At 61.0% G+C, this 26,893-nt stretch carries 21 protein-coding genes and 1 riboswitch; of the genes, 14 read left to right on the top strand and 7 right to left on the bottom strand.

Going from position 1 to position 26,893, the window contains the following annotated elements; genetic code table 11:
• Positions 1-121: 121 nt before the first annotated feature.
• Positions 122-1,561 carry a TolC family outer membrane protein gene (locus J4E42_RS04715; protein ID WP_207284716.1) on the bottom strand — a complete coding sequence of 480 codons (1,440 nt, stop codon included), beginning with the start codon at positions 1,559-1,561 and terminating at the stop codon, positions 122-124.
• Between the two features lie 192 nt (positions 1,562-1,753).
• A riboswitch (TPP riboswitch) is annotated at positions 1,754-1,859 on the top strand.
• Between the two features lie 163 nt (positions 1,860-2,022).
• Between J4E42_RS04715 and thiC the strand changes: the two genes are divergently transcribed.
• Entirely contained in the window at positions 2,023-3,912 is a 1,890-nt protein-coding gene (gene thiC / locus J4E42_RS04720) for a phosphomethylpyrimidine synthase ThiC (protein WP_207284717.1), read from the top strand.
• Between the two features lie 151 nt (positions 3,913-4,063).
• Entirely contained in the window at positions 4,064-5,356 is a 1,293-nt protein-coding gene (gene cytX / locus J4E42_RS04725) for a putative hydroxymethylpyrimidine transporter CytX (protein WP_008027897.1), read from the top strand.
• Here the strand turns inward: cytX and J4E42_RS04730 are convergent.
• Positions 5,325-6,071, bottom strand: coding sequence for an RsiV family protein (locus J4E42_RS04730; RefSeq protein WP_008027898.1), 747 nt, complete (start codon positions 6,069-6,071; stop codon positions 5,325-5,327). The genes cytX and J4E42_RS04730 overlap by 32 nt on opposite strands.
• 229 nt (positions 6,072-6,300) lie before the next feature.
• On the opposite strand from J4E42_RS04730, the gene J4E42_RS04735 reads away from it, so the two are divergent.
• The 9 genes from J4E42_RS04735 to J4E42_RS04775 all read left to right on the top strand — a co-directional run bounded on the left by J4E42_RS04735 (position 6,301) and on the right by J4E42_RS04775 (position 15,703).
• Positions 6,301-6,918 carry an NUDIX domain-containing protein gene (locus J4E42_RS04735; protein ID WP_008027900.1) on the top strand — a complete coding sequence of 206 codons (618 nt, stop codon included), beginning with the start codon at positions 6,301-6,303 and terminating at the stop codon, positions 6,916-6,918.
• Positions 6,909-7,361, top strand: coding sequence for a DUF1249 domain-containing protein (locus J4E42_RS04740; protein WP_008027902.1), 453 nt, complete (start codon positions 6,909-6,911; stop codon positions 7,359-7,361). The genes J4E42_RS04735 and J4E42_RS04740 overlap by 10 nt, the downstream gene beginning before the upstream one ends.
• 107 nt (positions 7,362-7,468) lie before the next feature.
• Complete coding sequence (cpdA, locus tag J4E42_RS04745; protein ID WP_008040409.1) at positions 7,469-8,284, top strand: 3',5'-cyclic-AMP phosphodiesterase; 816 nt, start codon at positions 7,469-7,471, stop codon at positions 8,282-8,284.
• 187 nt (positions 8,285-8,471) lie between these two features.
• A complete protein-coding gene (locus tag J4E42_RS04750) occupies positions 8,472-9,080 on the top strand; it encodes a YqiA/YcfP family alpha/beta fold hydrolase (RefSeq protein ID WP_008040411.1) in 609 nt (202 codons plus the stop codon).
• Positions 9,081-9,122: 42 nt separating this feature from the next.
• On the top strand, positions 9,123-11,027 hold the full coding sequence (gene parE, locus J4E42_RS04755; protein ID WP_008027908.1) for a DNA topoisomerase IV subunit B: 1,905 nt from the start codon (positions 9,123-9,125) through the stop codon (positions 11,025-11,027).
• Entirely contained in the window at positions 11,027-12,016 is a 990-nt protein-coding gene (locus J4E42_RS04760) for an esterase-like activity of phytase family protein (protein WP_207284718.1), read from the top strand. The genes parE and J4E42_RS04760 overlap by 1 nt, the downstream gene beginning before the upstream one ends.
• Entirely contained in the window at positions 12,013-12,537 is a 525-nt protein-coding gene (locus tag J4E42_RS04765) for a TIGR02281 family clan AA aspartic protease (RefSeq protein WP_008027912.1), read from the top strand. The genes J4E42_RS04760 and J4E42_RS04765 overlap by 4 nt, the downstream gene beginning before the upstream one ends.
• Before the next feature lie 7 nt (positions 12,538-12,544).
• A complete protein-coding gene (parC, locus tag J4E42_RS04770) occupies positions 12,545-14,812 on the top strand; it encodes a DNA topoisomerase IV subunit A (RefSeq protein ID WP_008027914.1) in 2,268 nt (755 codons plus the stop codon).
• A 177-nt stretch (positions 14,813-14,989) separates the two neighbouring features.
• A complete protein-coding gene (locus J4E42_RS04775; protein WP_008027916.1) occupies positions 14,990-15,703 on the top strand; it encodes a membrane integrity-associated transporter subunit PqiC in 714 nt (237 codons plus the stop codon).
• A gap of 253 nt (positions 15,704-15,956) precedes the next feature.
• Here the strand turns inward: J4E42_RS04775 and J4E42_RS04780 are convergent, their stop codons facing one another.
• The gene (locus J4E42_RS04780; protein WP_207284719.1) at positions 15,957-17,477 is read right to left on the bottom strand and encodes an AhpA/YtjB family protein; all 1,521 of its coding nucleotides are present in this window, start codon (positions 17,475-17,477) and stop codon (positions 15,957-15,959) included.
• Between the two features lie 135 nt (positions 17,478-17,612).
• On the opposite strand from J4E42_RS04780, the gene serB reads away from it, so the two are divergent.
• Positions 17,613-18,827, top strand: a complete 1,215-nt coding sequence (gene serB, locus J4E42_RS04785; RefSeq protein ID WP_008027919.1) for a phosphoserine phosphatase SerB — start codon at positions 17,613-17,615, stop codon at positions 18,825-18,827.
• A gap of 120 nt (positions 18,828-18,947) precedes the next feature.
• On the opposite strand, the gene J4E42_RS04790 is transcribed toward serB, so the two are convergent.
• From J4E42_RS04790 to J4E42_RS04805, 4 genes are all read right to left on the bottom strand, one after another.
• On the bottom strand, positions 18,948-20,729 hold the full coding sequence (locus tag J4E42_RS04790; RefSeq protein WP_207284720.1) for a molecular chaperone: 1,782 nt from the start codon (positions 20,727-20,729) through the stop codon (positions 18,948-18,950).
• A 204-nt stretch (positions 20,730-20,933) separates the two neighbouring features.
• Positions 20,934-21,794 carry an archaetidylserine decarboxylase gene (asd, locus tag J4E42_RS04795; RefSeq protein WP_008040415.1) on the bottom strand — a complete coding sequence of 287 codons (861 nt, stop codon included), beginning with the start codon at positions 21,792-21,794 and terminating at the stop codon, positions 20,934-20,936.
• Positions 21,795-21,812: 18 nt separating this feature from the next.
• Positions 21,813-22,628, bottom strand: coding sequence for a rhodanese-like domain-containing protein (locus J4E42_RS04800; protein WP_008027926.1), 816 nt, complete (start codon positions 22,626-22,628; stop codon positions 21,813-21,815).
• A 39-nt stretch (positions 22,629-22,667) separates the two neighbouring features.
• Positions 22,668-24,206, bottom strand: a complete 1,539-nt coding sequence (locus tag J4E42_RS04805; RefSeq protein WP_207284721.1) for an HDOD domain-containing protein — start codon at positions 24,204-24,206, stop codon at positions 22,668-22,670.
• A gap of 166 nt (positions 24,207-24,372) precedes the next feature.
• Here J4E42_RS04805 and motA point away from each other — a divergent pair, with 166 nt between their 5' ends.
• Both motA and motB read left to right on the top strand, forming a co-directional pair.
• Complete coding sequence (gene motA, locus J4E42_RS04810; protein ID WP_008027935.1) at positions 24,373-25,224, top strand: flagellar motor stator protein MotA; 852 nt, start codon at positions 24,373-24,375, stop codon at positions 25,222-25,224.
• Between the two features lie 3 nt (positions 25,225-25,227).
• On the top strand, positions 25,228-26,247 hold the full coding sequence (gene motB, locus J4E42_RS04815; RefSeq protein WP_192226918.1) for a flagellar motor protein MotB: 1,020 nt from the start codon (positions 25,228-25,230) through the stop codon (positions 26,245-26,247).
• The last annotated feature ends 646 nt before the right edge of the window (positions 26,248-26,893 follow it).

The following is a 26,893-nucleotide window of genomic DNA, read 5'->3' on the forward strand; positions in this document are numbered from 1 at the left end:
GCCATCGCCGGCAAGCCGGCTCCTACAGGTTTTGCGCACCCCTCAAAATCCCCGTCATCCCCGATTCTGTAGGAGCCAGCTTGCTGGCGATGGCGTCCTCAGAACCGCCATCACCCGCCCATTATTGCCCCGGTTTTGCCTTTAACTGCTCAGCCGCAGCCTTGGCCAGGTCCGGTGGCAGGAAGTCCTTGTCCGGGTTGTAGTCAGCCTTGAGATAGCGTTTGAGGTCCTGCAAATCCCCCGGGTTCAACGTGCCGGCGGCTTGCTTCAGGCGCAGGTTGTCGAGGATGTAGTCGTAGCGGGTGTTGTTGTAATTGCGCACCGAGGTGTACAGCTGACGTTGCGCGTCGAGCACATCGACGATGTTGCGCGTACCCACCTGATAACCGATTTCGGTCGCTTCCACTGCGCTCTGGTTGGAGATGATCGACTGCTTGCGCGCCTGCACCTGCTCGACATCGGTGTTCACCGCGCGGTGCAGGTTGCGGGTGTTCTCCACCACTTGCCGACGCAGACTCTCACGCTGTTGTTCGGTCTGGTCCAGTTGCGAGTACGACTGGCGAACCTGCGAACTGGTCAGCCCGCCGCTGTAGATCGGGATGTTCAATTGCAGCGCCAGCGTACGTTGCTCGACGGGGCCACCATACGGCTGGCCGAAGCCGTTCGGGTTGCTGAAGCCCAAGGCATCGTTGTCGCCTTTCTCATACTTGGCCACCGCATCCACCGTTGGTGCGTGGCCGGCCTTGCGCTGCTTCAGGGTTTCTTCGGCGGCGCTGACCGCGTAGTTGCTGGCCAGCAGATTCAGGTTCTGTTTGGCGGCGGTGTCGACCCAGGCCTTGGCGTCGTTCGGCGCCGGCGGCAGGATCGGCAAGGTGTGGACGATGCCCTGAATCGAGTTGTACTGACGGTTGGTCAGAGTGATCAACGCTTCAAACGCATCATCCACCTGACGCTGCGCAACGATCCGGTTGGCCCGTGCGGTGTCGTAACTGGCTTGCGATTGCAGCACGTCGGTCTTGTCCGACAGGCCGACATCGAAGCGTTCGTTGGACTGGTCGAGCTGACGCTTGAATGCCGCTTCTTCAGCCTTGGTCGAGGCCAGGTTGTCCTGGCTGCGCAGCACGTTGAAGTAGTCCTCGGCGGTTTGCAGGATCAGGTTCTGCTCGGTCGCCGAGAGTTGCAGGGCGGCTTGCTCATTGACGTCCTTGGCGGCCTGGTACTGGAACCAGCGATCGGCACGAAACAAAGGCTGAGCCAACGTTGCCTGATAGGAATTGGCGCTACGGTTGGCAACGGACGACGGTTGATCGATATCGGTGCGCACGTTGGCCAACTGGGCGCCACCGGAAATATTCGGCAGCAAGCCGGCGCGCGCCTGGGGCACGACTTCTTTCTGCGCGCCGTATTGGGCGCGGGCGGCGGCCAGGTCGGCGTTGTTGTCCACCGCTTCCTGGTAGACGCTGACCAGATCGGTCTTGGTCGATAAGGGCGCTTCTGCTGCCCAGGCCATTCCATTGGAAGCACAAGACACGGCAAGGGCCAGTGAGAGTTTGCGCAGCATGAGGCCATCCCTAAAAATTACACTGATAATTTGAGCGCCAAAGGTACGGCGCAGCCCACTCAGCGTCAATGCGCGACATGGCCGTTGCGAGTGTAGTTGCGCATACGTGCGGCAACAATCGTCTGATTGCGCCATTCATCATGGTGTTTACTGCGGTGTTGGCGTTCTTTGTCAGTTGTGTCTAGACTGGCCGGGTTCTTGTCGGGGTGCCTTGCTATGAGGCTGAGATCGAATAATTTCGGATCCCGTTGAACCTGATCAGGTTAGCGCCTGCGTAGGGAACAAGATTTCTCGTCACCCGGCGAGTCCTCTTGTGCTTCGTCCGGGATGTTGTTCGACAATCGAACACCCCTCGAGCACTGAGCACAGCACTGCTGGTTTTCCCAGCGTTCGTGCGTCCATTCGATTACAGGTTCGCTCCGACAAAAATCCACTGCCTGGATGTGTTCGGAGAGCCCGTGATGACGATAAAACCAAAAAACATAACGAACCTGAGTGACTCGGCCCAAGTCGATCAACAATCGGTTCAACCGTTTACCCGCTCGCAAAAAATCTACGTTCAGGGCTCCCGCCCGGACATCCTCGTGCCGATGCGCGAAATCAGCCTCGATGTGACCCCGACCGACTTCGGCGGTGAGATCAACGCGCCGGTTGTCGTGTACGACACCTCGGGTCCGTACACCGACCCCAACGTGATCATCGACGTGCGCAAAGGCCTGGCCGACATCCGCTCGCCGTGGATCGAAGCCCGTGGCGACACCGAGCGTCTGCCCGGCCTCAGCTCGAACTTCGGCAAGGAACGCCTCGCCGATCCGGAGCTGACCAAGCTGCGATTCGCTCACGTGAACAACCCGCGCCGCGCCAAGGCCGGTGGCAACGTCACGCAAATGCACTACGCGCGTCAGGGCATCATCACGCCCGAGATGGAATTCGTCGCCATCCGCGAAAACATGAAGCTTGAAGTCGCCCGTGCCGCTGGCCTGCTGGATCAGCAACACGCCGGCCACAGCTTCGGCGCCAGCGTGCCGAAAATCATCACCCCCGAATTCGTTCGTGACGAGATCGCCCGCGGTCGCGCGATCATCCCGGCCAACATCAACCACACCGAACTGGAACCGATGATCATCGGCCGTAACTTCCTGGTGAAGATCAACGGCAACATCGGCAACAGCGCACTGGGTTCGTCCATCGAAGAAGAAGTGGCGAAACTGACCTGGGGCATTCGCTGGGGCGCGGACAACATCATGGACTTGTCCACCGGCAAGCACATTCATGAAACCCGCGAGTGGATCATCCGCAACTCGCCAGTGCCGATCGGCACCGTGCCGATTTATCAGGCGCTGGAAAAAGTCGGCGGCGCTGCCGAAGACCTGACCTGGGAGCTGTTCCGCGACACGCTGATCGAACAGGCCGAACAGGGCGTCGATTACTTCACCATCCACGCCGGCGTGCTGCTGCGCTACGTGCCGCTGACCGCCAAACGTGTGACCGGTATCGTTTCCCGTGGCGGCTCGATCATGGCCAAGTGGTGCCTGGCGCACCACAAAGAAAACTTCGCCTACACGCATTTCGAAGAGATCTGCGAAATCATGAAGGCCTACGACGTCAGCTTCTCGCTGGGCGACGGCCTGCGTCCGGGCTCGATTGCCGACGCCAACGACGCCGCGCAATTCGGTGAGCTGGAAACCCTCGGCGAGCTGACCAAGATCGCGTGGAAGCACGACGTGCAAACCATGATCGAAGGCCCGGGCCACGTGCCGATGCAGTTGATCAAAGAGAACATGGACAAGCAGCTCGAGTGCTGCGACGAGGCGCCGTTCTACACCCTCGGCCCGCTGACCACTGACATCGCGCCAGGCTACGACCACATCACCTCGGGTATCGGTGCGGCGATGATCGGCTGGTTCGGTTGCGCGATGCTCTGCTACGTGACGCCGAAGGAGCACTTGGGCCTGCCGAACAAGGATGACGTGAAGACCGGGATCATCACCTACAAGATCGCCGCACATGCCGCCGATCTGGCGAAGGGACACCCGGGCGCGCAGATTCGCGACAATGCCTTGAGCAAGGCGCGATTCGAATTCCGTTGGGAAGACCAGTTCAACCTGGGCCTCGATCCGGACACCGCCCGTTCGTATCACGATGAGACGTTGCCGAAGGATTCGGCCAAGGTCGCGCATTTCTGTTCGATGTGCGGGCCGAAATTCTGCTCGATGAAAATCACCCAGGAAGTCCGCGAATACGCGGCCAACCAGCGGATCGAAACCGTCGACGCCGAAGTCGCCCGGGGATTGGCGGAACAGGCAGAGCGGTTCAAGCAGGAAGGCAGTCAGCTGTACAAGAAGGTTTGATCTGACCTGAAAGGGTGGGGCCTGCACAGGCCCCATCGCCAGCAGGCTGGCTCCCACATTGGATCTGTGGCGTTCACATGTCCCCTGTGGGAGCCAGCCTGCTGGCGATAGCGATCCACACAACAACAAATGTTCCTCTGAGATAACACCCTTGAGCATTCAACCCAGCACTTATTCACCCGACATCGCGGTGCCGACCGACAAACGTGTCTTCGGCGGCCGCGATCTGTTTTCCCTGTGGTTCTCCCTCGGCATCGGCCTGATGGTCTTGCAGACCGGCGCATTGCTCGCGCCAGGTCTTGGCCTGTCCGGTTCGCTGCTGGCAATCTTTCTCGGCACGCTGGTCGGCGTTCTGCTGCTGGCCGCTGTCGGCGTGATCGGCAGTGACACCGGCCTGTCGTCGATGGCCGCGCTCAAACTCAGCCTCGGTGCGAAAGGCGCGAGCCTGCCAGCGGTGCTGAACCTGCTGCAACTGATCGGTTGGGGTTCGTTCGAAATCATCGTCATGCGCGACGCTGCCAGCCTGCTCGGCGCGCGTGCGTTCAGCGAAGGCAGTCTGTTCTCCAGTCCGCTGCTCTGGACGTTGTTCTTCGGTGCCTTGGCGACCTTGCTGGCCGTCAGCGGTCCGTTGACCTTCGTGCGCCAGATCCTGCGCAAATGGGGCATCTGGCTGCTGCTGGCCGCGTGCATCTGGCTGACCTGGAACCTGTTCGCCAAAGCCGATCTGGCGGCGTTGTGGGCGCAGGCCGGGGACGGTTCGATGCCGTTCGCCGTGGGCTTCGACATTGCCATCGCGATGCCGCTGTCGTGGCTGCCGCTGATCGCTGACTACTCGCGTTTCGGCAAGCGTGCGAAAAACGTGTTCGGCGGGACGGCGATTGGCTTCTTTATCGGTAATTTCTGGCTGATGAGCCTGGGCGTGGCTTACACCCTGGCGTTCGCGCCGAGCGGTGAAGTGAATGCCTTGCTGTTGGCGCTGGCCGGTGCCGGCCTGGGGATTCCGCTGCTGCTGATTCTGCTGGATGAGTCGGAAAACGCCTTTGCCGACATTCACTCGGCGGCCGTTTCCAGCGGGATTTTGCTGCGCTTGAAAGTCGAACACCTGGCGTTGGCCATCGGTGTGGTCTGCACCCTGATCGCCTTGCTGGCGCCATTGGCCCAGTACCAGAACTTCCTGCTGTTGATCGGTTCGGTGTTTGCGCCGCTGTTCGGCGTGGTGCTGGTGGATCACTTCATCCTGCGTAAACGCAGTGCTCAAGTGGCGTCAGCCGCATTGCGCTGGCCGGCGCTGCTCGCCTGGCTGGGCGGGGTCAGCACCTATCACTTGCTGGCCAATCTGTATCCGGACATCGGCGCAACCCTGCCGTCGTTGATTCTGGCAGGGCTGCTGCAACTCGTGCTGGGTCGGGCCTTCAGTTACGGCCGGGAAACAGCTCGGGCTTGATGATGCCGTTCAGGCGAGGGTAGGGGATCTTCAGTTCGACGTGGCCCAGCGCGTAAGGCGCGATGGTGCTCACGTCGTACTTGAGGATCACCCCGCCGTAGGTCAGCGCTATGTTCTGGGTTTTCTGGAACGGCCAGCTCTTCACGAACTCCGGTTCCTGATCGAGCTTGGTGCTGATCAGCCAGCTGTTGTGCGCGACCTGCGCCGCTTTCCAGAATGCCTCTTCCTGACCTGGCACCAACATGTCGGACAAGGTCAGCACTTTATGCTGCTGGCGCGAATAGTTGATGAAGCTGCGGCCCGGCGTGCCATGTGCACCGCCGGTGTCCAGGTAGCTGGAAAATTCGACGATCACCAAGCCGTCATGCTGCTCACGTACTTTGGCTTGCAAGTAGCTGCTGTAGCGCGGGCCGGCGGTGCGCAAAAACTCATCGCGATAGGCCGCCAGCGTCGGCGCCACCGGGGCGTCGGGCGAGGTGCGGGTCATTTGCAGCAGACGTTTTTCGACAATGCCGTCCAACTGCGGCTCGGCGGGGAAGCGCAGCGTATCGATGTTCACCAGTGGGCATTCAGGTGTCGTGCAACCCGGTTTCAGCTGTTCGGAAGCATCGCGGGTAGTCTCCAGCGGCGCCCGGTAGTTGGGCTGGAACAGGCTTTGGCAAGCGCCCAGGGTCAGGGCGATTGCGGCCACGGAGGCGATTTTAAAAAGCGACATGGGCGTCCTTCGTAAAACAGGGAAAGGCAAAAAGTTATCCGCTTCGACTCTCAACGAAGCAGTCAGTTCGCCACTAAGCTAATTAGAGTTGGTTTCGCCCTCACCGTCTATCCCGCTGACTGGAAAGGGGCTGCATCAAACGGCGCGGGCGCGTTAGGATGGCGCGAAGTCGAGGTTGCAAGTAACCAAAAGGAGCCTCGGATCGGACTAGCAGTAAACGAGGATTGTCATGACTGATTTTGCCAACGCCATTCCGACCGCCGTTGATATCGTTCGGCGCGAAAAGTGCTACGAGGGCTTTTACAAGCTCGATCGCGTGCACTTGCGCCACGAGTTGTTCGCCGGTGGCATGAGCCGCGAAATCAATCGTGAAGTGTTTGTTCGCCACGATGCGGTCTGCGTGTTGCCCTACGATCCGCAGCGCGATGAAGTGGTGTTGATCGAGCAGTTTCGCGTCGGCGCCATGGGCAAGACCGACAATCCCTGGCTGATTGAACTGGTCGCTGGTCTGATCGACAAGGATGAAGTGCCGGAAGAAGTTGCTCACCGCGAAGCGCAGGAGGAAGCTGGGCTTGTATTCGGGGCGCTCTGGCCGATGACCAAGTATTTTCCATCGCCGGGTGGCAGCAATGAATTCGTGCATTTGTTCCTGGGGCGTTGCGAGACAACCGGGGTCGGCGGCCTGCATGGGCTGGAGGAAGAAGCTGAAGATATCCGCGTCACGGTCTGGGCGTTCGAGGATGCCCTGCAAGCCGTACGCGACGGACGAATTGCCAACGCGGCCAGCATCATTGCCTTGCAATGGTTAGCTTTGAACCGCGCTGAAGTGAGGGGGTTATGGTCGTAAACAAGTTGCGCGATCGCTACCGGGTGGACCTCGTGGGGCTGCAAGCCTCTTGCGAGGCCAACTACGCGCGCCTGATGCGACTGCTGCCGGACATGCGCAACGAGCCGGCGGCGCGGCGCATTGCCGTGACCCACGGCGAGCAGATGCTCGGCGTGCTGGCCCTTGAAGTGCTGCAGGTCTGTCCATACACCACGACCCTGCAAGTGCGTCAGGAACACAGCCTGCCGTGGCTGCCGGTGCCACAACTGGAAGTGCAGGTCTATCACGACGCGTGCATGGCCGAAGTGGTCAGCGCCGAACATGCGCGACGCTTTCGCGGGATCTATCCTTACCCGAACGCCTCGATGCACCAGCCGGACGAAAAGGCGCAGCTGAACATGTTCCTGGGTGAATGGCTGAGTCATTGCCTGGCGTGTGGGCACGAATACGCCGTTGTGCGTTGAGCTCGCTAGATGTGAACTGCGTCAGCTTCTCGGATTTCCTCTTTCGTTCGTCCCCCAGCATAATCGCGGCATTCCACTTATCCCGTGTTTAGCCCTGGGAGACCGCCTTGCCAAGCGTATCCACTTTGACCCCCGCCGATTCGGCGTTGCTGGTGCAACTGTCCGACAGCCATCTGTTTGCCGAAGCGGACGGCACGTTGCTGGGCATGAATACGCGCGACAGCCTGCAAAAGGTCATCGAGCTGGTCAGGCAGCAACAGCCGCAGATCGATCTGATCATTGCCAGCGGCGATCTTTCCCAGGACGGGACGCTGGAGTCGTATCAGCAGTTTCGCGACCTGACCCGGCAACTCGATGCGCCGGCGCGCTGGATTCCCGGCAATCACGACGAACCGCAGATCATGGCCGCAGCCGCCGTGCACAGCGCGCTGCTGGAACCAGTGGTGGATGTTGGCAACTGGCGCGTCACGTTGCTCGACTCGGCGGTGCCGGGGTCGGTGCCCGGGTATTTGCAGGATGAACAATTGCAGTTGCTGGCGCGCTCGCTGAGCGAGGCACCGGAGCGCCATCATCTGGTGTGCTTCCACCATCATCCGGTGTCGATCGGGTGTGCGTGGATGGAGCCGATCGGGTTGCGCAATCCCGAAGCACTGTTTGCTGTGCTGGACCGGTTCCCGCAAGTACGTGCGGTGCTTTGGGGGCACGTGCATCAGGAAATCGATCAAGTGCGTAACGACGTGCGCCTGATTGCCTCGCCCTCGACCTGCATTCAGTTCGAGCCGGGCAGTGAGGATTTCAAGGTCGGCGAGCAGGCGCCAGGGTATCGGTGGTTGCGGCTGTTGCCCGATGGTCGGCTCGAAACCGGCGTAGAGCGCGTGACCGGGTTCGACTTTCAGGTCGATTACGGCTCCAACGGCTACTGAATATCTGCGGTGCTGCCATCGCCAGCAGGCTGGCTCCCACAATGAATCCGCGTCGTGCACAAATCCCTGTGGGAGCCAGCCTGCTGGCGATGGCGTCCGCTCAGACGACATGAATTCCACGGATATCCCCGATTCCCCCGACACCCTGTAAACTCCGCCTTCTTTACCCGACGCACAGGGAGTTCAAATGTCCGGTTCGATCCTTTATATCCACGGTTTCAACAGTGCGCCTTCGTCAAAAAAGGCCACTCAGTTGATCGAAGTGATGGAGCGTCTGGGCTTGAGCGATCACCTGCGCGTTCCGGCCCTGCATCACCATCCACGCGAGGCCATCGGTCAGCTCGAACAGGCAATTTCGGAGCTTGGCCGGCCACTGCTGGTCGGCAGCTCACTCGGCGGCTACTATGCGACTCACCTGGCCGAGCGCCATGGCTTGAAAGCCCTGTTGATCAACCCCGCCGTCAGTCCGCACCGGATGTTCGACGGGTATCTGGGGACGCAGAAAAACCTGTATACCGATGAGGCCTGGGAATTGACCCACGACCATGTGACGGCCCTGGCCGAGCTGGAAGTGCCGGCGCCCCAGGACCCGCAGCGGTATCAGGTATGGTTGCAGACGGGCGACGAAACGCTGGATTATCGCCTCGCCCAGCAGTATTACCGGGCCTGTGCCTTGCGCATCCAGGCCGGCGGCGACCATAGTTTCCAGGGTTTTGCCGGGCAATTGCCGGCAATGCTGAGTTTTGCCGGCATCGGCGCAGATTTGTATCAGGCGATTGATTTCACTGCACTGTGAGTCATCGCCTCTATTTAATAGAACATTTGACGACGAGACCCCATGGCCACTCCCAGCGCTAGCTCTTATAACGCAGACGCCATCGAAGTCCTCTCGGGCCTCGACCCGGTGCGCAAACGCCCCGGCATGTACACCGACACCAGTCGGCCGAACCACCTCGCCCAGGAAGTCATCGACAACAGCGTCGACGAAGCCTTGGCCGGGCATGCGACGTCGGTGCAGGTCATCCTGCACGCCGATCACTCCCTGGAAGTCAGCGATGACGGCCGTGGCATGCCGGTGGACATTCACCCGGAAGAGGGTGTGTCGGGCGTCGAACTGATCCTCACCAAGCTTCATGCGGGCGGCAAGTTTTCCAACAAGAACTACCAGTTCTCCGGCGGTCTGCACGGGGTGGGTATTTCGGTGGTCAACGCCTTGTCGACCGAAGTCCGGGTGCGCGTGAAGCGCGACGGCAACGAATACCAGATGACCTTCGCCGACGGTTACAAGAAGACCGAGCTGGAAGTGGTCGGCACCGTTGGCAAGCGCAACACCGGCACCAGCGTGTTCTTCGCGCCAGACCCGAAGTACTTCGACTCACCGAAATTCTCCATCAGCCGCCTCAAGCACGTGCTCAAGGCCAAGGCCGTTCTGTGCCCGGGGCTGCTGGTCAGTTTTGAAGACAAGGCCACCGGCGAGAAAGTCGAATGGCATTACGAAGACGGCCTGCGCTCCTACCTGGTGGACGCGGTCAGCGAATTCGAACGCCTGCCGGACGAGCCGTTCTGCGGCAGCCTGGCCGGTAACAAAGAAGCGGTCGACTGGGCGCTGCTGTGGTTGCCGGAAGGTGGCGACAGCGTGCAGGAAAGCTACGTCAACCTGATCCCGACGGCCCAGGGCGGTACGCACGTCAACGGTTTGCGTCAGGGCCTGCTCGATGCCATGCGCGAGTTCTGCGAATTCCGCAGCCTGCTGCCACGCGGCGTGAAGCTGGCGCCGGAAGACGTCTGGGAACGCATCGCCTTCGTCCTGTCGATGAAAATGCAGGAGCCGCAATTCTCCGGCCAGACCAAGGAACGCCTGTCGTCCCGCGAAGCGGCGGCGTTCGTGTCCGGCGTGGTCAAGGACGCGTTCAGCCTGTGGCTCAACGCTCACCCGGAAACCGGCATGCTCCTGGCAGAGCTGGCGATCAACAACGCCGGCCGTCGTCTGAAGGCCAGCAAGAAGGTCGAGCGCAAGCGCATCACCCAAGGCCCGGCACTGCCAGGCAAGCTCGCCGACTGCGCCGGGCAGGACCCGATGCGTTCCGAGCTGTTCCTGGTGGAAGGTGACTCCGCCGGCGGTTCCGCCAAGCAAGCGCGGGACAAAGAGTTTCAAGCGATCCTGCCGTTGCGCGGCAAGATCCTGAACACCTGGGAAGTCGACGGCAGCGAAGTACTGGCCAGCCAGGAAGTGCACAACATCGCCGTGGCCATCGGTGTCGATCCGGGCGCGGCGGACATGAGCCAGCTGCGTTACGGCAAGATCTGCATCCTCGCCGACGCCGACTCCGACGGTCTGCACATCGCCACGCTGCTGTGCGCGCTGTTCGTCCAGCATTTCCGCCCGTTGGTGGATGCCGGTCACGTCTACGTCGCGATGCCGCCGCTGTACCGAATCGATTTGGGCAAAGAAATTTACTACGCCCTCGACGAAGCTGAGCGTGACGGCATTCTCGATCGTCTGGTGGCCGAGAAGAAACGCGGCAAACCACAGGTCACCCGATTCAAAGGTCTGGGTGAAATGAACCCGCCGCAACTGCGCGAAACCACCATGGACCCGAACACCCGGCGTCTGGTGCAACTGACCCTGGAAGATTTCGAAGCGACTTCGGAAATGATGGACATGTTGCTGGCGAAGAAACGCGCCGGTGATCGTAAATCCTGGCTGGAATCCAAAGGCAACCTGGCCGAGGTTCTTGGCTGATGCGGGTTGGCTTTGCCCTGGCGTGTGCGTTACTTCTGACCTCGGCTTCGGCGTTTGCTGAGCCGGCACCGGAGTTGCGCCTGTTGTCCGAGCATCCCGTGGAGGGCATGCGCGGCGGCAACCTGTCGGGGCTGGCCCAGTGTGGCAAGAATCTGTGGGCCGTTTCCGATCGCGACGACGATCAGATCTACCGGCTCGAAACCGTCGACACGGTCTGGCAGGCTGAAACCGTGCGCATCGGTGTGCCGCCGGTGCCGGACAGCGATTTGCCCTGGGGTTTGCGTTCGCGGACCTGGGTGGCGTCGTTCGCGCGCGGCGGGGACCTGGATTTTGAAGGCATCACCTGCGACAGCGCCGGCAATCGCTACATCGTCAGCGAGTCCCATGCGGCGATTCTGCAAGTGCCGCCCGTTGGGCCGACGTCCTGGCTGAAGATTTCGCCGATGCTGGTTCGCGAGGCGCGGGCCAGCGGCATGTTGTTGCACTTCAATGCATTGTTCGAGGGCCTGGCGATCAATCCGGAGGGCGACCAGTTATGGTTGGCCGCCGAGCGTGAGCGCCGAGGACTGCTGTTGATCAAGCGTCAGCAAACGGTCTGGGATTGCGACGGCGGTTGCGTGCTGCTGAGCGAAGCCGGGATGGAAATGCAGCCGGCGAAATTTCCCAAGGCCAGAGCCGTGTCGCGGGATTTCGCCGATCTGTCGTTGTTCAACGGCAAGCTGTTCACCCTTGAGCGCAACGCGTTCGAGATTTGTCGCCGTGACGCGGTGACGGCCAAAGTCGAGCGTTGCTGGTCGTTTGCCGACGAGGCATTGCAGGAGAACCGTCGTTATCCACAGGGCTATGGCCTGACGGAAGCGCTGATCGTCGATGCCGATGGCGCCTGGGTCGGCATTGATAACAACGACGGTGCCCGTGCTGATGGCGAGTATCGCCCGATCGTCTGGCGCTTTGCCGCGCCGGAAGGTGGCTGGAGTGCCAAGCCATGACGCCGCAAACACCTGGAAAACGCGCCGGTCGGGTGTTCATGGTGCTGGCCTGGTGCGCAGCGTTATTTCTGGCGACACGGTTTTTCGGCCAATGGGAGGAGCGGCAGCAAAATCCCAACGTCGTCGTCAGCTCGGAACAGGGCGAAGGTTTTATCGAAGTGAAACTGGCCAGCAACACCCAGGGGCACTTCGTCGCCAGCGGCCAGATCAACGGCCAGTCGGTGGATTTCATGCTGGATACCGGGGCGACCGATGTGGCGATCCCGGCAGAAATGGCCGAACGGCTGAAACTTGAACAAGGCTTCGGGGTGACCCTGAGCACCGCCAACGGTCGCACCGAGGGTTATCGAACCCGTGTCGACCGGTTGCAACTGGGCGACATTGTGCTGCGTGATGTGCGCGCCATCGTCGTGCCAGGCCTGGATGGCAAGCAAGTGCTGCTCGGTATGAGCGCGCTGAACAAACTTGAATTTACCCAGCGCGGTGGCACCATGCTGCTGCGCCAGACAACGAACCGATGAGGCCCGCATGAGCGACTCCCTTGATCTCAGCCTGGACGGTGTAGAGCGCCGGTCACTGGCTGACTTCACCGAAAATGCCTACCTCAACTACTCCATGTACGTGATCATGGACCGTGCCTTGCCGCATATCGGCGACGGCCTGAAACCGGTACAGCGCCGCATCGTCTACGCGATGAGCGAGTTGGGGCTGGACGCCGATTCCAAGCACAAGAAGTCGGCGCGTACCGTCGGTGACGTGCTCGGTAAATTCCACCCGCACGGCGATTCGGCCTGCTACGAAGCCATGGTCCTGATGGCCCAGCCGTTCAGCTACCGCTACACGCTGGTCGACGGCCAGGGTAACTGGGGTGCGCCGGATGATCCCAAGTCCTTCGCCGCCATGCGATACACCGAAGCGCGGCTGTCGCGTTATTCCGAAGTGCTGCTCAGCGAACTGGGCCAGGGCACTGCGGACTGGGGCCCGAACTTCGACGGCACACTCGACGAGCCATTGGTGTTGCCGGCACGTTTGCCGAACATCCTGCTCAACGGCACCACCGGCATCGCCGTGGGCATGGCCACCGACGTTCCGCCGCACAACCTGCGCGAAGTCGCGACCGCCTGCGTGCGTTTGCTCGATGAGCCAAAAGCCACGGTCGAACAGCTCTGCGAACACATTCAGGGCCCGGATTACCCGACCGAAGCGGAAATCATCACGCCGCGTGCCGACCTGCTGAAAATGTACGAAACCGGCAAGGGCTCGGTGCGCATGCGTGCCGTGTACCACATCGAAGACGGCGACATCATCGTCACCGCGCTGCCGCATCAGGTATCGGGCGCCAAGGTGCTGGAACAGATCGCGGCGATGATGCAGGCCAAACCGTCCAAGGCCCCGCAGATCGCTGACCTGCGTGACGAATCCGACCACGAGAACCCGTGCCGGATCGTGATCATTCCGGGCGCACGGAAAAACTTCGACCACGACGCGCTGATGCAGCACCTGTTCGCCAGCACCGAGCTGGAGTCGAGCTACCGGGTCAACATCAACATCATCGGCCTGGATGGCAAGCCGCAGCTGAAGAACCTGCGTGCGTTGCTGGTTGAATGGCTGGAGTTCCGCGTTCAAACCGTGCGTCGTCGTCTGCAATTCCGCCTCGACAAGGTTGAGCGTCGCCTGCACCTGTTGGACGGTTTGTTGATTGCCTACCTCAACCTGGATGAAGTGATTCACATCATCCGCACCGAGGAGCATCCGAAAGCCGCCCTGATCGCGCGTTTCGCCCTGAGCGAAATCCAGGCCGAGTACATTCTGGACACCCGTTTGCGTCAGTTGGCGCGACTGGAAGAAATGAAGCTGCGCTCCGAGCAGGATGAACTGCTCAAGGAACAAGCCAAGCTGCAAGCCCTGCTGGGCAGCGAAGCCAAGCTGAAAAAGCTGGTGCGCACCGAGCTGATCAAGGATGCCGAAACTTACGGCGACGACCGTCGTTCGCCAATCGTCGAGCGCGCCGAGGCCAAGGCCTTGACCGAGCACGATCTGCTGCCGAACGAGAAAGTGTCCGTAGTGCTATCGGAAAAAGGCTGGGTCCGCTCCGCCAAAGGGCACGAAATTGACGCCACCGGGCTTTCCTACAAGGCAGGGGACGGTTTCAAGGCCTTGGCGGCCGGACGTTCCAACCAGTTTGCGGTGTTCATCGACTCCACCGGTCGCAGCTATTCGGTGGCCTCGCACACCTTGCCTTCGGCCCGTGGCCAGGGCGAACCATTGACCGGTCGTCTGACGCCGCCGCCAGGTGCGACATTTGAATGCGTGCTGATGCCGGAAGACGATTCGCTGTACGTGATCGCCTCCGATGCCGGTTACGGTTTCGTGGTCAAGGGCGAAGACTTCCAGGCGAAGAACAAGGCGGGCAAGGCGCTGCTGAGCTTGCCGAACAATTCGAAGGTCATTCTGCCGCGTCCGGTGGCGGATCGTGAGAACAACTGGTTGGCGTCGGTGACCACCGAAGGTCGCTTGCTGATCTTCAAAATCAGCGATCTGCCACAATTAGGTAAGGGCAAAGGCAACAAGATCATCGGGATTTCCGGTGAGCGTGTGGCCAGTCGCGAAGAATATGTCACGGACATCGCTGTGCTGCCGGATGGAGCCACCTTGGTGCTGCAGGCCGGAAAGCGTACCTTGTCACTGAAAGCGGACGACCTCGAACACTACAAAGGTGAGCGTGGACGTCGTGGCAACAAACTTCCACGGGGCTTCCAGAGGGTAGATGCGCTGCTCGTCGAAAACCTCAATTAACCGCGCTAGAGCGCTCGATCTACGATTTAACGCGTAGATCGACGCTTTGCCGCTGGAGTCGGAACGCATATTCACGGATGATATGGCCTTTCCAAGCGCCGGCGTGGCCGAGCGTTCTTCATATTTATTGAGTATTTTCACTGTGGTGTGCCTTGTGGCAACCACCTGGATGGGACGATGACTGCTCTGCGCCTTCCTTTTATTTTGATGCTCGCTGGCGTTCTTGGCCTGGCGGGTTGCAGCGTTCACCAACCGGTGTCGCTGTATCAGCTGGACAGCGGAAGTCCGGCTCAGCCTGCGCAAAGCGCGGGCATGGCGGTATTGCTCGGCCCGGTAACGGTTGCCGATTACCTGCAGCGTGAAACGCTGTTGCAGCGTCAGCCGGATGGCAGCCTTCAGGCCTCGACCGATGGTCGTTGGGCCGGCAGCCTTTCTTCCGACATCGATCAACTGTTGCTGCGTCAGGTAGCGGGTCATCTGGACAGTCAGCGTGTGGTGCTGGCGCCGGCGAGCGTGGGCTTCACACCGGATGTTCAGGTACTGCTGACCATCACGCGCCTGGACTCGGGCGAGTCGCAACCGGCGATCCTCGATGCTCAATGGCGTTTGATCGACCGTCGCGGGCAAGTTCGCGATAACCGCATCGTTCATCTGCAAGAACAGCACGCGGGCGGTACGGCGGCGCAGGTTCAGGCTCAGGGTGTGTTGTTGCAGAAACTCGCCGAACAGCTGTCGATCGCGCTCAAGCCATTGGCCAATCAGCCACCGATTGCAGAAGCGCCAAAAAAACCGGCGGCCAAGCCTGTGGCTCCGGCGACAGAGCAAGAGAAACAGCCGAAGATCCCGATGGCTGCGCCGATTCGTACGGATATGGAAGTGTTCAGGTTCTAAGGCCTGGATAGATTTCAAACAGAGCCCGCAGAGATGCGGGCTTTGTTGTTTCTGCGGGTTGGGAATCTTTAGTGCCTGTCTCGGCCTCTTCGCGGGCAAGCCTCGCTCCTACAGGTATTGCTTCGTACACAAATCGCGCGAACCACTCGAAACCTGTAGGAGCGAGGCTTGCCCGCGAAGGCGGCGGGGCAGGCAACAAAAAAGCCCGCAGACAATCACTTGTCTGCGGGCTTCTTCACATCCGGGCTAAGGCTTACGCCCGACGCTCATGCATCCGCGCCAACTGTCGCTCCAGCATCGACGGATAAGGCTCCATCAACCGCTCCACGCAGCACGCACCCTCAGGGCTGGCAATCGGGCGGATTCGCGCGCGCTGGCGAATCAGCGCGTCGTCACTGATCTTGCGCTCCACCAGCAGCAGATTGCGGCTGTGTTGCGACAGGGCCAGGGCGTCCTGGGCGGTTTCGGTCAGCAACAGGTCGATCTGGCTTAGACCGAACAGCTCATCACCCAAGGTCACGCCCAGCTGCAATTGCAGGGTGATGCCGCTGTCGGCGACTTCGATCTGCAACTGATGGCCCAGGGCTCGCAGCAACTCGCCGCAGCAGATGGCGTTGGTCAGGTAGTCGTCGCCGCTGTCCTCGGTGTGGAACACCATCAGCGTGCTGCCATCGTTCAGGCTGTGCAGTTCGCCCTCATAGAGCGAGGCCGCCTGATCGAGGCAATCGCGATAACGTTTGAGCAGTTCTTCCAGGCGCGCCCGTGGCAGGCGGCGCAATTGATCCTGGGCGCCCAGTTGCACGGCCAGCACTGCGCTGTGTTGCGGCACGTTCGATACTGGCGCTCTGACTACTGGTTTCGCGGCTGTCGATTCGTCACGCAAATCGGCAAACGCATCGTCGTCATCTTCGTCTTCGACGGTGCTGACGATGTGCCGTGGCGCAGGTTTGAGGCTAGCGACAGGCTTGGTCTCGTCGAAACTCGGGTCGCGCAGGTTGCGCACTTCGAAGGACGGCTCGGCGTCATCGTCGTAATCGACGTCGTCGAACTCAGGTTCCGTTGCGGGCTCCGGCTCGGCCGGTTCCGGCGCGAAGTTGGCGTGCAGCTGGCGAGCCAGGTCGCCGATTTCATCCTGGCGGTCGGTGGCCGGGGTGTATTCGTCGATGTTGCGCAGCCACACGCGCAATTGCAGCAGCGGCGTGGAGATGTGCCGACCCAGGCGCAGGCTCAAGGCCAGCGACAGTGCCAACAGAATCGCACTCAAGATGCCCATGCTTTGCAGGCTGATGGTCATCGGCTGCTGGAACTGATCCATGTCCAGGCTGATGCGCAGTTGCCCGGCGGTCACGTCCTGGAAGGTGATCTTGCTCTGGTACATGCCCTCGGCTTCGCCCAGCAGGCCGTGCTTGGGACGCTGACCGGCTTCGGCGAGGATGCGGTTGTCCACGCTATAAATGGCGGCGTGGGCCACCAGCTTGTTCTTGGTCAGGTTGTTGAGCAGCACGTTGAGGCTGAGGATGTCGTTGGACACCAACAGCTCCGTGGCGGACGTGGCGGTCTGCGTGGTCAGGCTTTCGCCCAGCGCATCTGCCTGCTCGTGCATGGCCTGCTTGAACTGCAAACCCATCACGCAGGCGTAGATCACCAGGGCCAGAGCGACCAGGATCACGTTATGGCTGGCGATGCGCAATGCAATCGGTACACGGCGGTGGCGCAGTGCACGGAAGATCAGCAGAAAGAAGTTATCGGTTTTAACTGGCGTGGGCCGGTTCACTTGAGCTCGGCTCTTTTGTCCGTGAAGTTGACGCGCAGTATAGCGACAGGCCCTAGACCGGCAAAGCGCTCACGGTGCCCGATGGTCACTGAAAGTGGGTAGAATGCGGTTTTTTTCCACCTGCGGGGGTGCGCCTTGCGCGAAATCGTCCTGATAAACATCACTGGTGAGGACCGTCCGGGTCTGACCGCGGCCATTACCGGCGTTCTGGCCCAGGGTGGTGTGAACATTCTCGACATCGGTCAGGCGGTGATCCACGACACCTTGTCGTTCGGCATCCTGGTTGAAATTCCTGACACCGAACAAGGCAAGTCGGTGCTCAAGGACATCCTGTTCAAGGGCTATGAGCTTGACCAACAGGTGCGTTTCACGCCGGTGTCCGAAGAGGATTACCAGCAATGGGTCGGTAATCAGGGCAAAAAACGCCACATCGTGACGCTATTGACCCGCAAAGTGACTGCCGGGCAATTGCAGGCCGTGAGCTCGATCACCGCCAAATATGGCCTGAACATCGACCACATCGATCGCCTGTCCGGGCGCATGCCGCTGGATACCCCGGCCGATAAAGGCAAGGGCTGCATCGAGTTTTCCGTGCGTGGCGAAGCGGCGGATCCGCAAGCGCTACGAGCGGAATTCCTCAGCGTCGCCCAGGAATTGAACGTCGACATCGCCTTCCAGGAAGATTCGCTGTTCCGCCGCAACCGTCGTCTGGCGGTGTTTGACATGGACTCGACGCTGATCGAAGCCGAAGTCATCGACGAACTGGCCAAGGCGGCCGGTGTGGGCGATCAGGTTTCGGAGATTACCGAGCGGGCGATGGCCGGCGAGCTGGATTTCCGTGCCAGCTTCAAGGAACGCCTGGCGTTGCTCAAAGGGCTGGATGTCAGCGTGCTGGATTCGATCGGCGCCTCGCTGCGCCTGACCGAGGGCGCCGAAACCCTGTTCGCCGAGCTCAAGCGTCTGGGCTACAAGACCGCGATTTTGTCGGGCGGCTTCACCTACTTCGCCAAGCAATTGCAGGCCAAGCTGGGCATTGACTACGTGTTCGCCAACGAGCTGGAAGTGGTAGATGGCAAGGTCACTGGCGTGGCGGTCGAGCCGATTGTCGATGCGCAGCGCAAGGCGGATCTGCTGAAGGAGCTGGCGCACAAGGAAGGCTTGCGTCTGGAGCAGACCATTGCAGTCGGTGACGGCGCCAACGATTTGCCGATGCTGGCGATTGCCGGGTTGGGCGTGGCATTCCGCGCCAAGCCGCTGGTCAAGCAATCGGCGAAGCAGGCGATCTCCACGTTGGGGCTGGATGGCGTGCTGTATTTGCTGGGTTTTCGGGATCGTGACGGGCAGCTCTGAGTCTTGTATTGACTGATAGGGCCTCTTCGCGGGCAAGCCTCGCTCCTACAGGTAATTGCGTACCCCTGTAGGAGCGAGGCTTGCCCGCGAAGGACGCACCGCGGTCTCAGGACTTCACCCTCAAAGCGTCTGCCACAACGAATCAAACTCTTCCTCGACACCAACCACGCCGCTCCCCGCGGCGTTGTCGTTTCTGGCGGCCTCCAGCGACCGATACGCAAACTGATTGAAGCTGTTGGTGCTCGACACCCGCCGATCCAGTCCGGCCCGGCGCTCCTCGCCGTTGGTGTTGATCAGCACCTTGTGCCCTTCCTGGAACGGCAGGCGCGGAGCGAGCAGGGTGGCCGGTAAATCTATCGCGCTGATGGCCGGCAGTAACAGGCCGCGCAGGTAGTGACTGTGGTCGTCCCGGGTGCGCACCAGTTGCAGGCCGCAAGGTTCGGCGTATGGCGCGACTTGCTCGATGCCCATCTGCGTGCCGCCGCCGCGAACCTGGCGGATCCAGCGCACCACCGCAATGCTCCAGCCTGCGCCCGCCGTGTCCTCGATGCCGACCATCTCGCCAGCCTGTAACTCGGCAGGTACAGCGTCAGGCCAGGCCAGGCAATAACCGCCCGGGCTGTGATTGATCACGGGCAGGACGTACGTCGGAAAGTGGCGGTCGCTGGCTTCGTGACTGTCGTCATTCTGCAGCTGCCGGTATTCGATTTCTTCGTAGGGCAGCAGCGTGTCAGCGGTGCCGTGGGGTGCTGCGTCGAAGGCATGGCTCCATTGGTCTTTTTCCCGGAGCGCGGGCGATATCGCCGTGAACTGCGCACGGCGGGCGCCGGGGTTTTTCAGGATTTCGCTGAACGGGCGCTGCCCGCCCAGATAGAAATGCAGCGCGCTCATGCCCACGCACAAGGTCAAGGTGCCTTGACTGGCGGTGCGCTGGAAACTGCGCTCGACCGCCTGCCCCCACGCGGCCCTCAGGTGTTGCAGCGTATCCAGGCTCAGACCTGCCGGCACCGGGAGTGGCGACTCACCGTCGTTTTTTTCCAAATGGGCATCGATGGCTGCGACCAGCGGCTGCGGATCGAACCCCAGCAAACGCTCCTGTTGCCCGGGCCGGAATTTCGCGCGGTAACGCGGCCCGATGTCGAGTTCCGGGGCGGTGGCAAACAATCCATCGGCCGGTGTTTCCGGTTGCAGCTTGATCAGTTTGCTCCACGGCTCCAGCACTTCGGCGAGCCGCGCGATCTGGTTCTGGCGCAGTTGATTGCAACGTGCGGCGCCCACTAGCAGGGCGACCACGTACGTCTGTTCGATGCTCAGGTTTTGCGTCTGACTCGCCAATTCATCGCGCAGGTTCAGATGCTGCAGCCGAAGGCTACAGGCGATTCGATACAGCTGGTGCAGCTCCAGCCACACGCCTTCCGGCACCGGGCAATAGAGTTGGGTGGCGCGGATCAGCGACCCGTTGAGGCAATGCATCGCCCGTTGTAACGCCTGGGCCAGCAGTGGCGCACGGTCCTTGCTGAAGCGCGGCGTGATGCGCACGACGATCTGTTTATAGCCGATCGCCAAGTGGCTTTGCAGCGCCTGGCAGAGGTTGGCGATCTTGCTTGAACGCTCGTCGAGGGCAATCGACTGGTGCAGGAAATGCCGCTCCAGGTGTTTGCAGACGTAATACACCTCGGGCCTTAGCAGTTCGAGCAATAGCAGGCGATTGTCGCTGGGTGTCAGTAACTGGTTCAGTTCGCTCAAGCCCTGATAGAGCTGGCGTGCGGTTTCGCCGATGTTGGCTTTGGGCAGGTTGGCGATCCAGCGCTTGAGGTCGCGCGGGGTGGCTTCGCAGAACGACAGGCGCAACTGTGCGGGGACAGGGGCGCGCAGCAGACGGTGGGGACTGGTCTCATTCATGCGGTGGACAAACTCCAACCGGGAAATGGGCAGTGAATGACCAGACTTTAGCAGCTATGTCCCGGGGGAGGGCGACGTTGAATGATTTCTGTAGGAGCCAGCTTGCTGGCGATGGTCGCCAACGATAACGCGCCGGGTCTGACACCCCGCGTCGTTCTCAGGTTCATCGCGAGCAGGCTCGCTCCCACAGGTGATCGAGGTGGATCAGGCTTTCGGCAGGCCCATGCCCTGGCCCATCTGCACCGGCGAACCGGCCGCCAGTTCTTCAGCCCACTGCACTTGATCCGGGCCGAACAGCACAACAGCCGTCGAACCCAGTTTGAAACGACCCAGTTCCGCACCTTTCTCCAGGTGGATCGGCGCACGGGCAGCTTCGTCGTAGCGGAAGGTTTTCAGCTCGCGTTTCGGCGGGGTCACCAAACCAGCCCACACCGTTTCGATCGACGCCACGATCATCGCGCCCACCAGCACCACGGCCATCGGCCCGCGCTCGGTGTCAAAAATGCACGCCACACGCTCGTTGCGGGCGAACAGCTCCGGAACGTTTTCCGCAGTGGTCTGGTTGACCGAGAAAATCCGCCCCGGAATGTAGACCATCTCGCGCAGGGTGCCGGCCAGCGGCATGTGCACGCGGTGGTAGTCCTTCGGCGACAGGTAAATCGTCGCGAAATCACCGCCCATGAACGGCGCTGCGTTGGCCGCGTCACCACCCAGCAGTTCCAGCACGCTGAAGCTGTGGCCCTTGGCCTGGAACACGCGGCCGTGCTCGATCGGGCCGAGCTGGCTGACCGCGCCGTCGGCCGGGCTGAGGATGGCGCCCGGTGTTTCGTCCAGCGGACGAGCGCCGTCTTTCAAGGCGCGGGTGAAGAACGCGTTGAAATGCTCGTAGGCGGTCAAGTCTTCGACCAGGGCCTGGGACATGTCCACCTGATAACGCTTGGCGAACCACGCAGTGAACGCATTCTTGAACCAGCGCACACGGCATTCGGCGATGCAGCCGGCCAGTCGCGAGAGCAAGTGGTGGGGCAGCAGGTATTGGCTGAGGATAAACAAACGCTTATTCATTAACTGTCCTTAAAAACCTTAAATCTCTACAGGCGTATCGGGATGGTTACCCCATTCGCCCCAGGAGCCGGCGTAGCCTTTGACCCGCGGATAACCGAGGGACTTGGCCACCAGATAGGTGAAGCCAGAACGGTGGTGAGTCTGGCAGTGGGTAATCACTTCTTTGTCTTTGCTGATCCCGAGTTGTTCGAGGATCTGCGGCATGTCCGAGCGGATGCGCAGGTTGCGCGCCCGGTCCATGCCTGCGGTCCACTCGAAGTTGACCGCGCCGGGGATGTGTCCGCCCTTGGCTGCCAGGACTTTCTCGCCGGAGTACTCCAGCGGCCCGCGCGCATCCCAGATCGCCAGGTCGGCGGCGCCGAGACGGCTTTGCAGGTATTCGCGGGTGGCGGTGGGTTCGTCGTGCAGGGTCAACGCAACCGGGCCGCCGACCGCGGGCGGGATCTGGATCGACATCGGCGAGCCTTCCGCCAGCCATGCCGTCAGACCGCCGTCGACATAGTGATACTTGTGGTGGCCGATGACATCCAGCAACCAGATAAAACGCCCGGCCCAACCGCCGCCTTCGTCGTCATACACGACGTAGACCGCATCGGGGTTGTGGCCCAGCTCGCCGAACAACGCTTCGAGAGCCGCTTGCGGCGGCATCAGGCCCGGCGCCGGTGGCTGGCCGAGTTGCGTGCGTTTCGGATCGACGAAGCGCGCGCCGGGAATATGCCCTTCGGCATAGCGGGCGCTGCTGGTCAGGTCCACCAGAATCAGATCGCGGGCGTCTAGTCGAGAGAGCAAGTCGCTCGGTTCGATCACCAGCGGCAAGCCAGAGAAGTCAGACATGTGAGGTCTCCAGAGCACAAAGGGGAGGATTGTAGCGGGTCATTGGCCGCGATGGCTAAAGGTGTGCAGGGCTTTCTCGATGCACTGCGCGGTTTTGCCAAAGGCTTGCACGGTAATTTCGGAGAACGGCCCGCCGCCCTGGTCCGCCACCACGATCATGATCACGCGGCCGTTGTTGACCAGCGAGCGCAACAGCAGGTGTTCGCCACCGAACTGCGAGCGCAGGCTGGCCGGCAGCAGTGCCGAAAATTGTGCGTTGTTGGCCGGGGTCAGGCGTACCTGGGCTTGCTGCGAGAGCAGGCGTTGCAGCACGGTGCTTTGGCTGACCACGAAATTCAGGCCGGCCGTTTCTTTCGGCAACCCGGCAATCTGGTGCACGCGCAGATTGGCGTGTGTGCGGTCGGCCATCAGGATCATCACCCGGCGCATGCCACATGCAACCAGTGCATCGCGGGCCGAGTTGGTCAAGTGCATGGCATTGGTGAAACGACTCGGCTCCACCAGCAGCTCGGCGCATTGTTTGCGCCACTTGGCCAGGTCCTCGGCGGTCGGCGCCGGGGCTGGCAGCAAACCGGCGTGCACACGGTTCATGCCCTGCGGCCAGAGCAGCGCGACGGCGGGGTGCCAGAGGTCTGGCATGGCGTGCTGGCGCGCACTGTTGGCGGCCTGCTGGTGAAGTTGCTGCTGCACCTCGTCCATCGGCATTTGCAGGTAAAGGCTGGTCAGGTACTGCCAGCGTTCACTGTGCGGACAGTCCCAGGCGTGCTGTGCCGACAGCGCCAGACCGTTGGCCAGCAACACCGTGTTGGCCGGCTGATTGAGCCAGCGGCGCAACGTCGGATCGTCATCGAGACGGTTCTGCTGGCGCAATGGATGATCGCTGTCGCGCGCGATGCGCAGGACTTTCACCAGTTCCCGTTGCTCATTGAGTAACAGCTTGTAACCCTGCTGCACCCAGTTCGGCAGGTGCCAGATTTCCACCAGGGCCTGACCGATTTCCAGCAGGCGTACGCCGAATAATTGTTTCTCGACTTTACGTGTGGACTCGCCCTTATGGATGACCCGCAGCTCCCATTCTTCGAGCAATTGCGGATGGGTCAACGCCAATGGCCACAGCGGCGATAAAAACAGCAGGCTGCCCCAGTGGATGTCCTGCCACAGCCGCGCCAGGCGAGCGGCGAAAAAGCCGTTGGCCTGTTGCGTCGCGTGCTGGCTGATCATCTGCAACTGGCGCAGGGCCACGGGAATGTCCGATTCCGGTATCGCGGGCAGCCGTGCGAGCAGTTCTTCGGTGCGCTTCAAACCGAGGCGATTGATCGCCACCTCAAGGTTTTCCGCAGGTTCGGTCATGCTGCCGTGGGTGTGCCGGTTGGCTTCGCGAATCACGCTCAAGGCCAGGGCGGGGCTGTCCTGCATCAGCTCGGCGATATCGCGCAACGAGCTGCGGTTGTCGCCGATGGCCTTGCAGACCCGGTCATGACTGCCTTGTGGAACGGGCAGGTGCACGCCGTCCAGAAGCTTTACCCAGCCTTGGAGAGTGTTTGGTTTTGGAGTTGGAACGTTCGTTTCGTTAGCCATGGTTGGACGCGATCATCGTCTGCATTACCTATGCCCGAAGTGGGCCAAATTGGCTTTTCGCCTGAACTGGCTATAGTCTGGCGCAGTTTTGCCGATAAGTAGAAGAAGAGATTTTTTAACTTCCGAATATGACCTTGAACCCGACTCAGTAAGTGCTCTCCTACCTATGGCTAAAATAATCGGCATCATCGTCGTATTCGCGAGCGTGCTCGGCGGATACGTGCTTTCCCACGGCAAGATTGCCGCCCTGATTCAACCCTTCGAGGTGATGATCATCGGTGGCGCGGCCCTTGGTGCATTCCTCCAGGCCAACCCCGGTTACATGACCCTGCACGTGCTCAAGAAGTCCTTGAGCATGTTCGGATCGCGTTTCAATCACGGCTACTATCTTGAAGTGTTGGGGCTGATCTACGAGATCCTCAACAAGAGTCGCCGCGAAGGCATGATGGCCATCGAAGGCGACATTGAAGATGCCGCCGCGAGCCCGATCTTCGCCAAGTACCCGTCGGTGCTCAAAGACGAGCGCATGACCGCGTTCATCTGCGATTACCTGCGCATCATGTCCTCCGGCAACATGGCTCCCCATGAGCTGGAAGGCCTGTTCGACATGGAACTCTACAACCTCAAGGAAGACCTCGAACACCCGTCCCACGCGGTGAACGGCATCGCCGACGCCATGCCCGGCTTCGGTATCGTCGCGGCGGTATTGGGTATCGTGGTGACCATGGCGTCCCTGGGCGAAGGCGACCAGAAATCCATTGGTCTGCACGTGGGTGCGGCACTGGTCGGTACCTTCTTCGGTATTCTCGCGGCGTACGGTTTCTTCGGTCCGCTGGCCCACTCCCTGGCCCACGACGCCAAGGAAGAGCTGAACGTCTACGAAGCCATCAAGGCCTCGCTGGTGGCTTCGGCTTCCGGCATGCCGCCATCGCTGGCGGTAGAGTTCGGGCGCAAGGTTCTGTACCCGGCGCACCGTCCTAGCTTCGCTGAGCTGGAACAAGCGGTTCGCGGTCGCTAAGTCATGGAAAATAATCAGCCGATTATTATCAAGCGCGTCAAGCGCATCGCCGGCGGGCATCACGGGGGCGCCTGGAAAATCGCCTTCGCCGACTTCGCGACGGCGATGATGGCGTTCTTCCTGGTGTTGTGGCTGCTGTCCACCGCGACACCGGAACAGAAACTCGCCATCGCCGGTTACTTCAAAGACCCGATCGGCTTTTCCGAAAGCGGTACGCCGTACATCATCGATCTGGGCGGCACCCCGACCCTGGCGCCGGAAAACACCCTCAACCCCGAGGTGAAATCCCAGCCGCAGCCGGACAAGGTGACTGTCGACGCCGAACAGGTCGAAGGCATGGCCGAGATGGTGGAGAAGGAACGCCTCGAACTGTTGCTGCAAGAACTGCAGAACAAGGTCGAAGAGAATCCGCAACTGAAGAAATTCAAGGACCAGATTCTGTTCGAGATCACGCCGGATGGTTTGCGCATCCAGATCGTGGACGCCGAAAACCGCCCGATGTTCGACTCCGGCAGTGCGCGCCTGAAACCGTACTTCGAAGACATCCTGCTGGCCATGGCCGACACCATCAAAGCGGTGCCGAACAAGATCAGCATCAGCGGCCACACCGATGCCAAGCCGTACAGCGGCCAGGGTGATTTCGGCAACTGGGAGCTTTCAGCCAACCGTGCCAACGCTGCACGTCGTGCGCTGGTGGCGGGCAGTTATCCGGAGCAGCAGATCGCACGCGTGGTCGGTTATGCCTCGTCGGCATTGTTCGATCGCGAGAACCCGCTCAACCCGGTCAACCGCCGCATCGACATCATCGTGCTGACCAAAAAAGCCCAGCGTGCCATCGAAGGTTCGCAAGGCGCGGAGCCGACTCCGGAGCCGACGCAAGGGCAGGGCGGCCCGGGTGAAGTGCCGGCCGATCCGAATGCATTGCCGGCGGATAAAGAACCGTTGCCGGCGCATGAGCTTCGCGAGCGTTTGAATCTGTTCGATGACCCGGCACCGAAACCGGCTGAACCGCCGAAGCAGTGACCCACAAAAAAGCCGACAGCGATGTCGGCTTTTTTTTGCTTTGGTTTGGAGGTCACTTCATTTTCAGTTTGAGCGCGGTCCCTTGTAGGAGCCGGCTTGCTGGCGATGGCGGCCTTATGGCTGGCGTGGGTTTTTTGGTGTGTACATATCCATTCCTGCGGTAACGGCCGCCTATGGTTTCGCTCTTACAGCGAGTCACTTTGGAAAAGCCCCAAAGTAACCAAAAGGCTCTTGCCCCTTTCGTTCGGTGGCTCGCTAATGCTCGCCATGCCCTCGCTCCGGTCCTGCTCCGTGGGCCCGCCGCCATCGGCCATCCATGCCGGGTTGCCCACTGCGCAGAACCTGCGCTCGGCCTCTCGAGGGGGCGCTCAGATCAAAAGCGGAAGGCGAGCTAACGCTCGGCCTGATGAGTGGTGAGAAGCGAAAGCAAACGCGATTCCCTGTAGGAGCCGGCTTGCCGGCGATAGCGGTGGGTCAGGCAATAAGTACGTGACTGAGCGGACGCAATCGCCGGCAAGCCAGCTCCTACAGGTATTGCGCTCGTCCCGGTGTCGCCAAACTACGTCGAATTTGCAGGCACCAGGACAGCCATGACACTTTGGATGTGCAGGGCTGTGCACCGAAAATGAGAAAGCCGCGAGATGAT

The sequence above is a fragment of the Pseudomonas sp. FW300-N2A2 genome, from assembly GCF_017351735.1.
Classification (GTDB): domain Bacteria; phylum Pseudomonadota; class Gammaproteobacteria; order Pseudomonadales; family Pseudomonadaceae; genus Aquipseudomonas; species Aquipseudomonas migulae.

What these genes read in the sequence shown, in the direction of transcription:
- J4E42_RS04760 (WP_207284718.1), top strand. Translation starts at nt 11,027, where the DNA reads ATGCGGGTTGGCTTTGCCCTGGCGTGTGCGTTACTTCTGACCTCGGCT.
- parC (WP_008027914.1), top strand. Translation starts at nt 12,545, where the DNA reads ATGAGCGACTCCCTTGATCTCAGCCTGGACGGTGTAGAGCGCCGGTCA.
- J4E42_RS04800 (WP_008027926.1), bottom strand. Translation starts at nt 22,628, where the DNA reads ATGTCTGACTTCTCTGGCTTGCCGCTGGTGATCGAACCGAGCGACTTG.
- J4E42_RS04775 (WP_008027916.1), top strand. Translation starts at nt 14,990, where the DNA reads ATGACTGCTCTGCGCCTTCCTTTTATTTTGATGCTCGCTGGCGTTCTT.
- J4E42_RS04730 (WP_008027898.1), bottom strand. Translation starts at nt 6,071, where the DNA reads ATGTCGCTTTTTAAAATCGCCTCCGTGGCCGCAATCGCCCTGACCCTG.
- motB (WP_192226918.1), top strand. Translation starts at nt 25,228, where the DNA reads ATGGAAAATAATCAGCCGATTATTATCAAGCGCGTCAAGCGCATCGCC.
- J4E42_RS04735 (WP_008027900.1), top strand. Translation starts at nt 6,301, where the DNA reads ATGACTGATTTTGCCAACGCCATTCCGACCGCCGTTGATATCGTTCGG.
- J4E42_RS04805 (WP_207284721.1), bottom strand. Translation starts at nt 24,206, where the DNA reads ATGGCTAACGAAACGAACGTTCCAACTCCAAAACCAAACACTCTCCAA.
- J4E42_RS04740 (WP_008027902.1), top strand. Translation starts at nt 6,909, where the DNA reads ATGGTCGTAAACAAGTTGCGCGATCGCTACCGGGTGGACCTCGTGGGG.
- motA (WP_008027935.1), top strand. Translation starts at nt 24,373, where the DNA reads ATGGCTAAAATAATCGGCATCATCGTCGTATTCGCGAGCGTGCTCGGC.
- J4E42_RS04765 (WP_008027912.1), top strand. Translation starts at nt 12,013, where the DNA reads ATGACGCCGCAAACACCTGGAAAACGCGCCGGTCGGGTGTTCATGGTG.
- parE (WP_008027908.1), top strand. Translation starts at nt 9,123, where the DNA reads ATGGCCACTCCCAGCGCTAGCTCTTATAACGCAGACGCCATCGAAGTC.
- J4E42_RS04750 (WP_008040411.1), top strand. Translation starts at nt 8,472, where the DNA reads ATGTCCGGTTCGATCCTTTATATCCACGGTTTCAACAGTGCGCCTTCG.
- J4E42_RS04715 (WP_207284716.1), bottom strand. Translation starts at nt 1,561, where the DNA reads ATGCTGCGCAAACTCTCACTGGCCCTTGCCGTGTCTTGTGCTTCCAAT.
- thiC (WP_207284717.1), top strand. Translation starts at nt 2,023, where the DNA reads ATGACGATAAAACCAAAAAACATAACGAACCTGAGTGACTCGGCCCAA.
- J4E42_RS04790 (WP_207284720.1), bottom strand. Translation starts at nt 20,729, where the DNA reads ATGAATGAGACCAGTCCCCACCGTCTGCTGCGCGCCCCTGTCCCCGCA.
- asd (WP_008040415.1), bottom strand. Translation starts at nt 21,794, where the DNA reads ATGAATAAGCGTTTGTTTATCCTCAGCCAATACCTGCTGCCCCACCAC.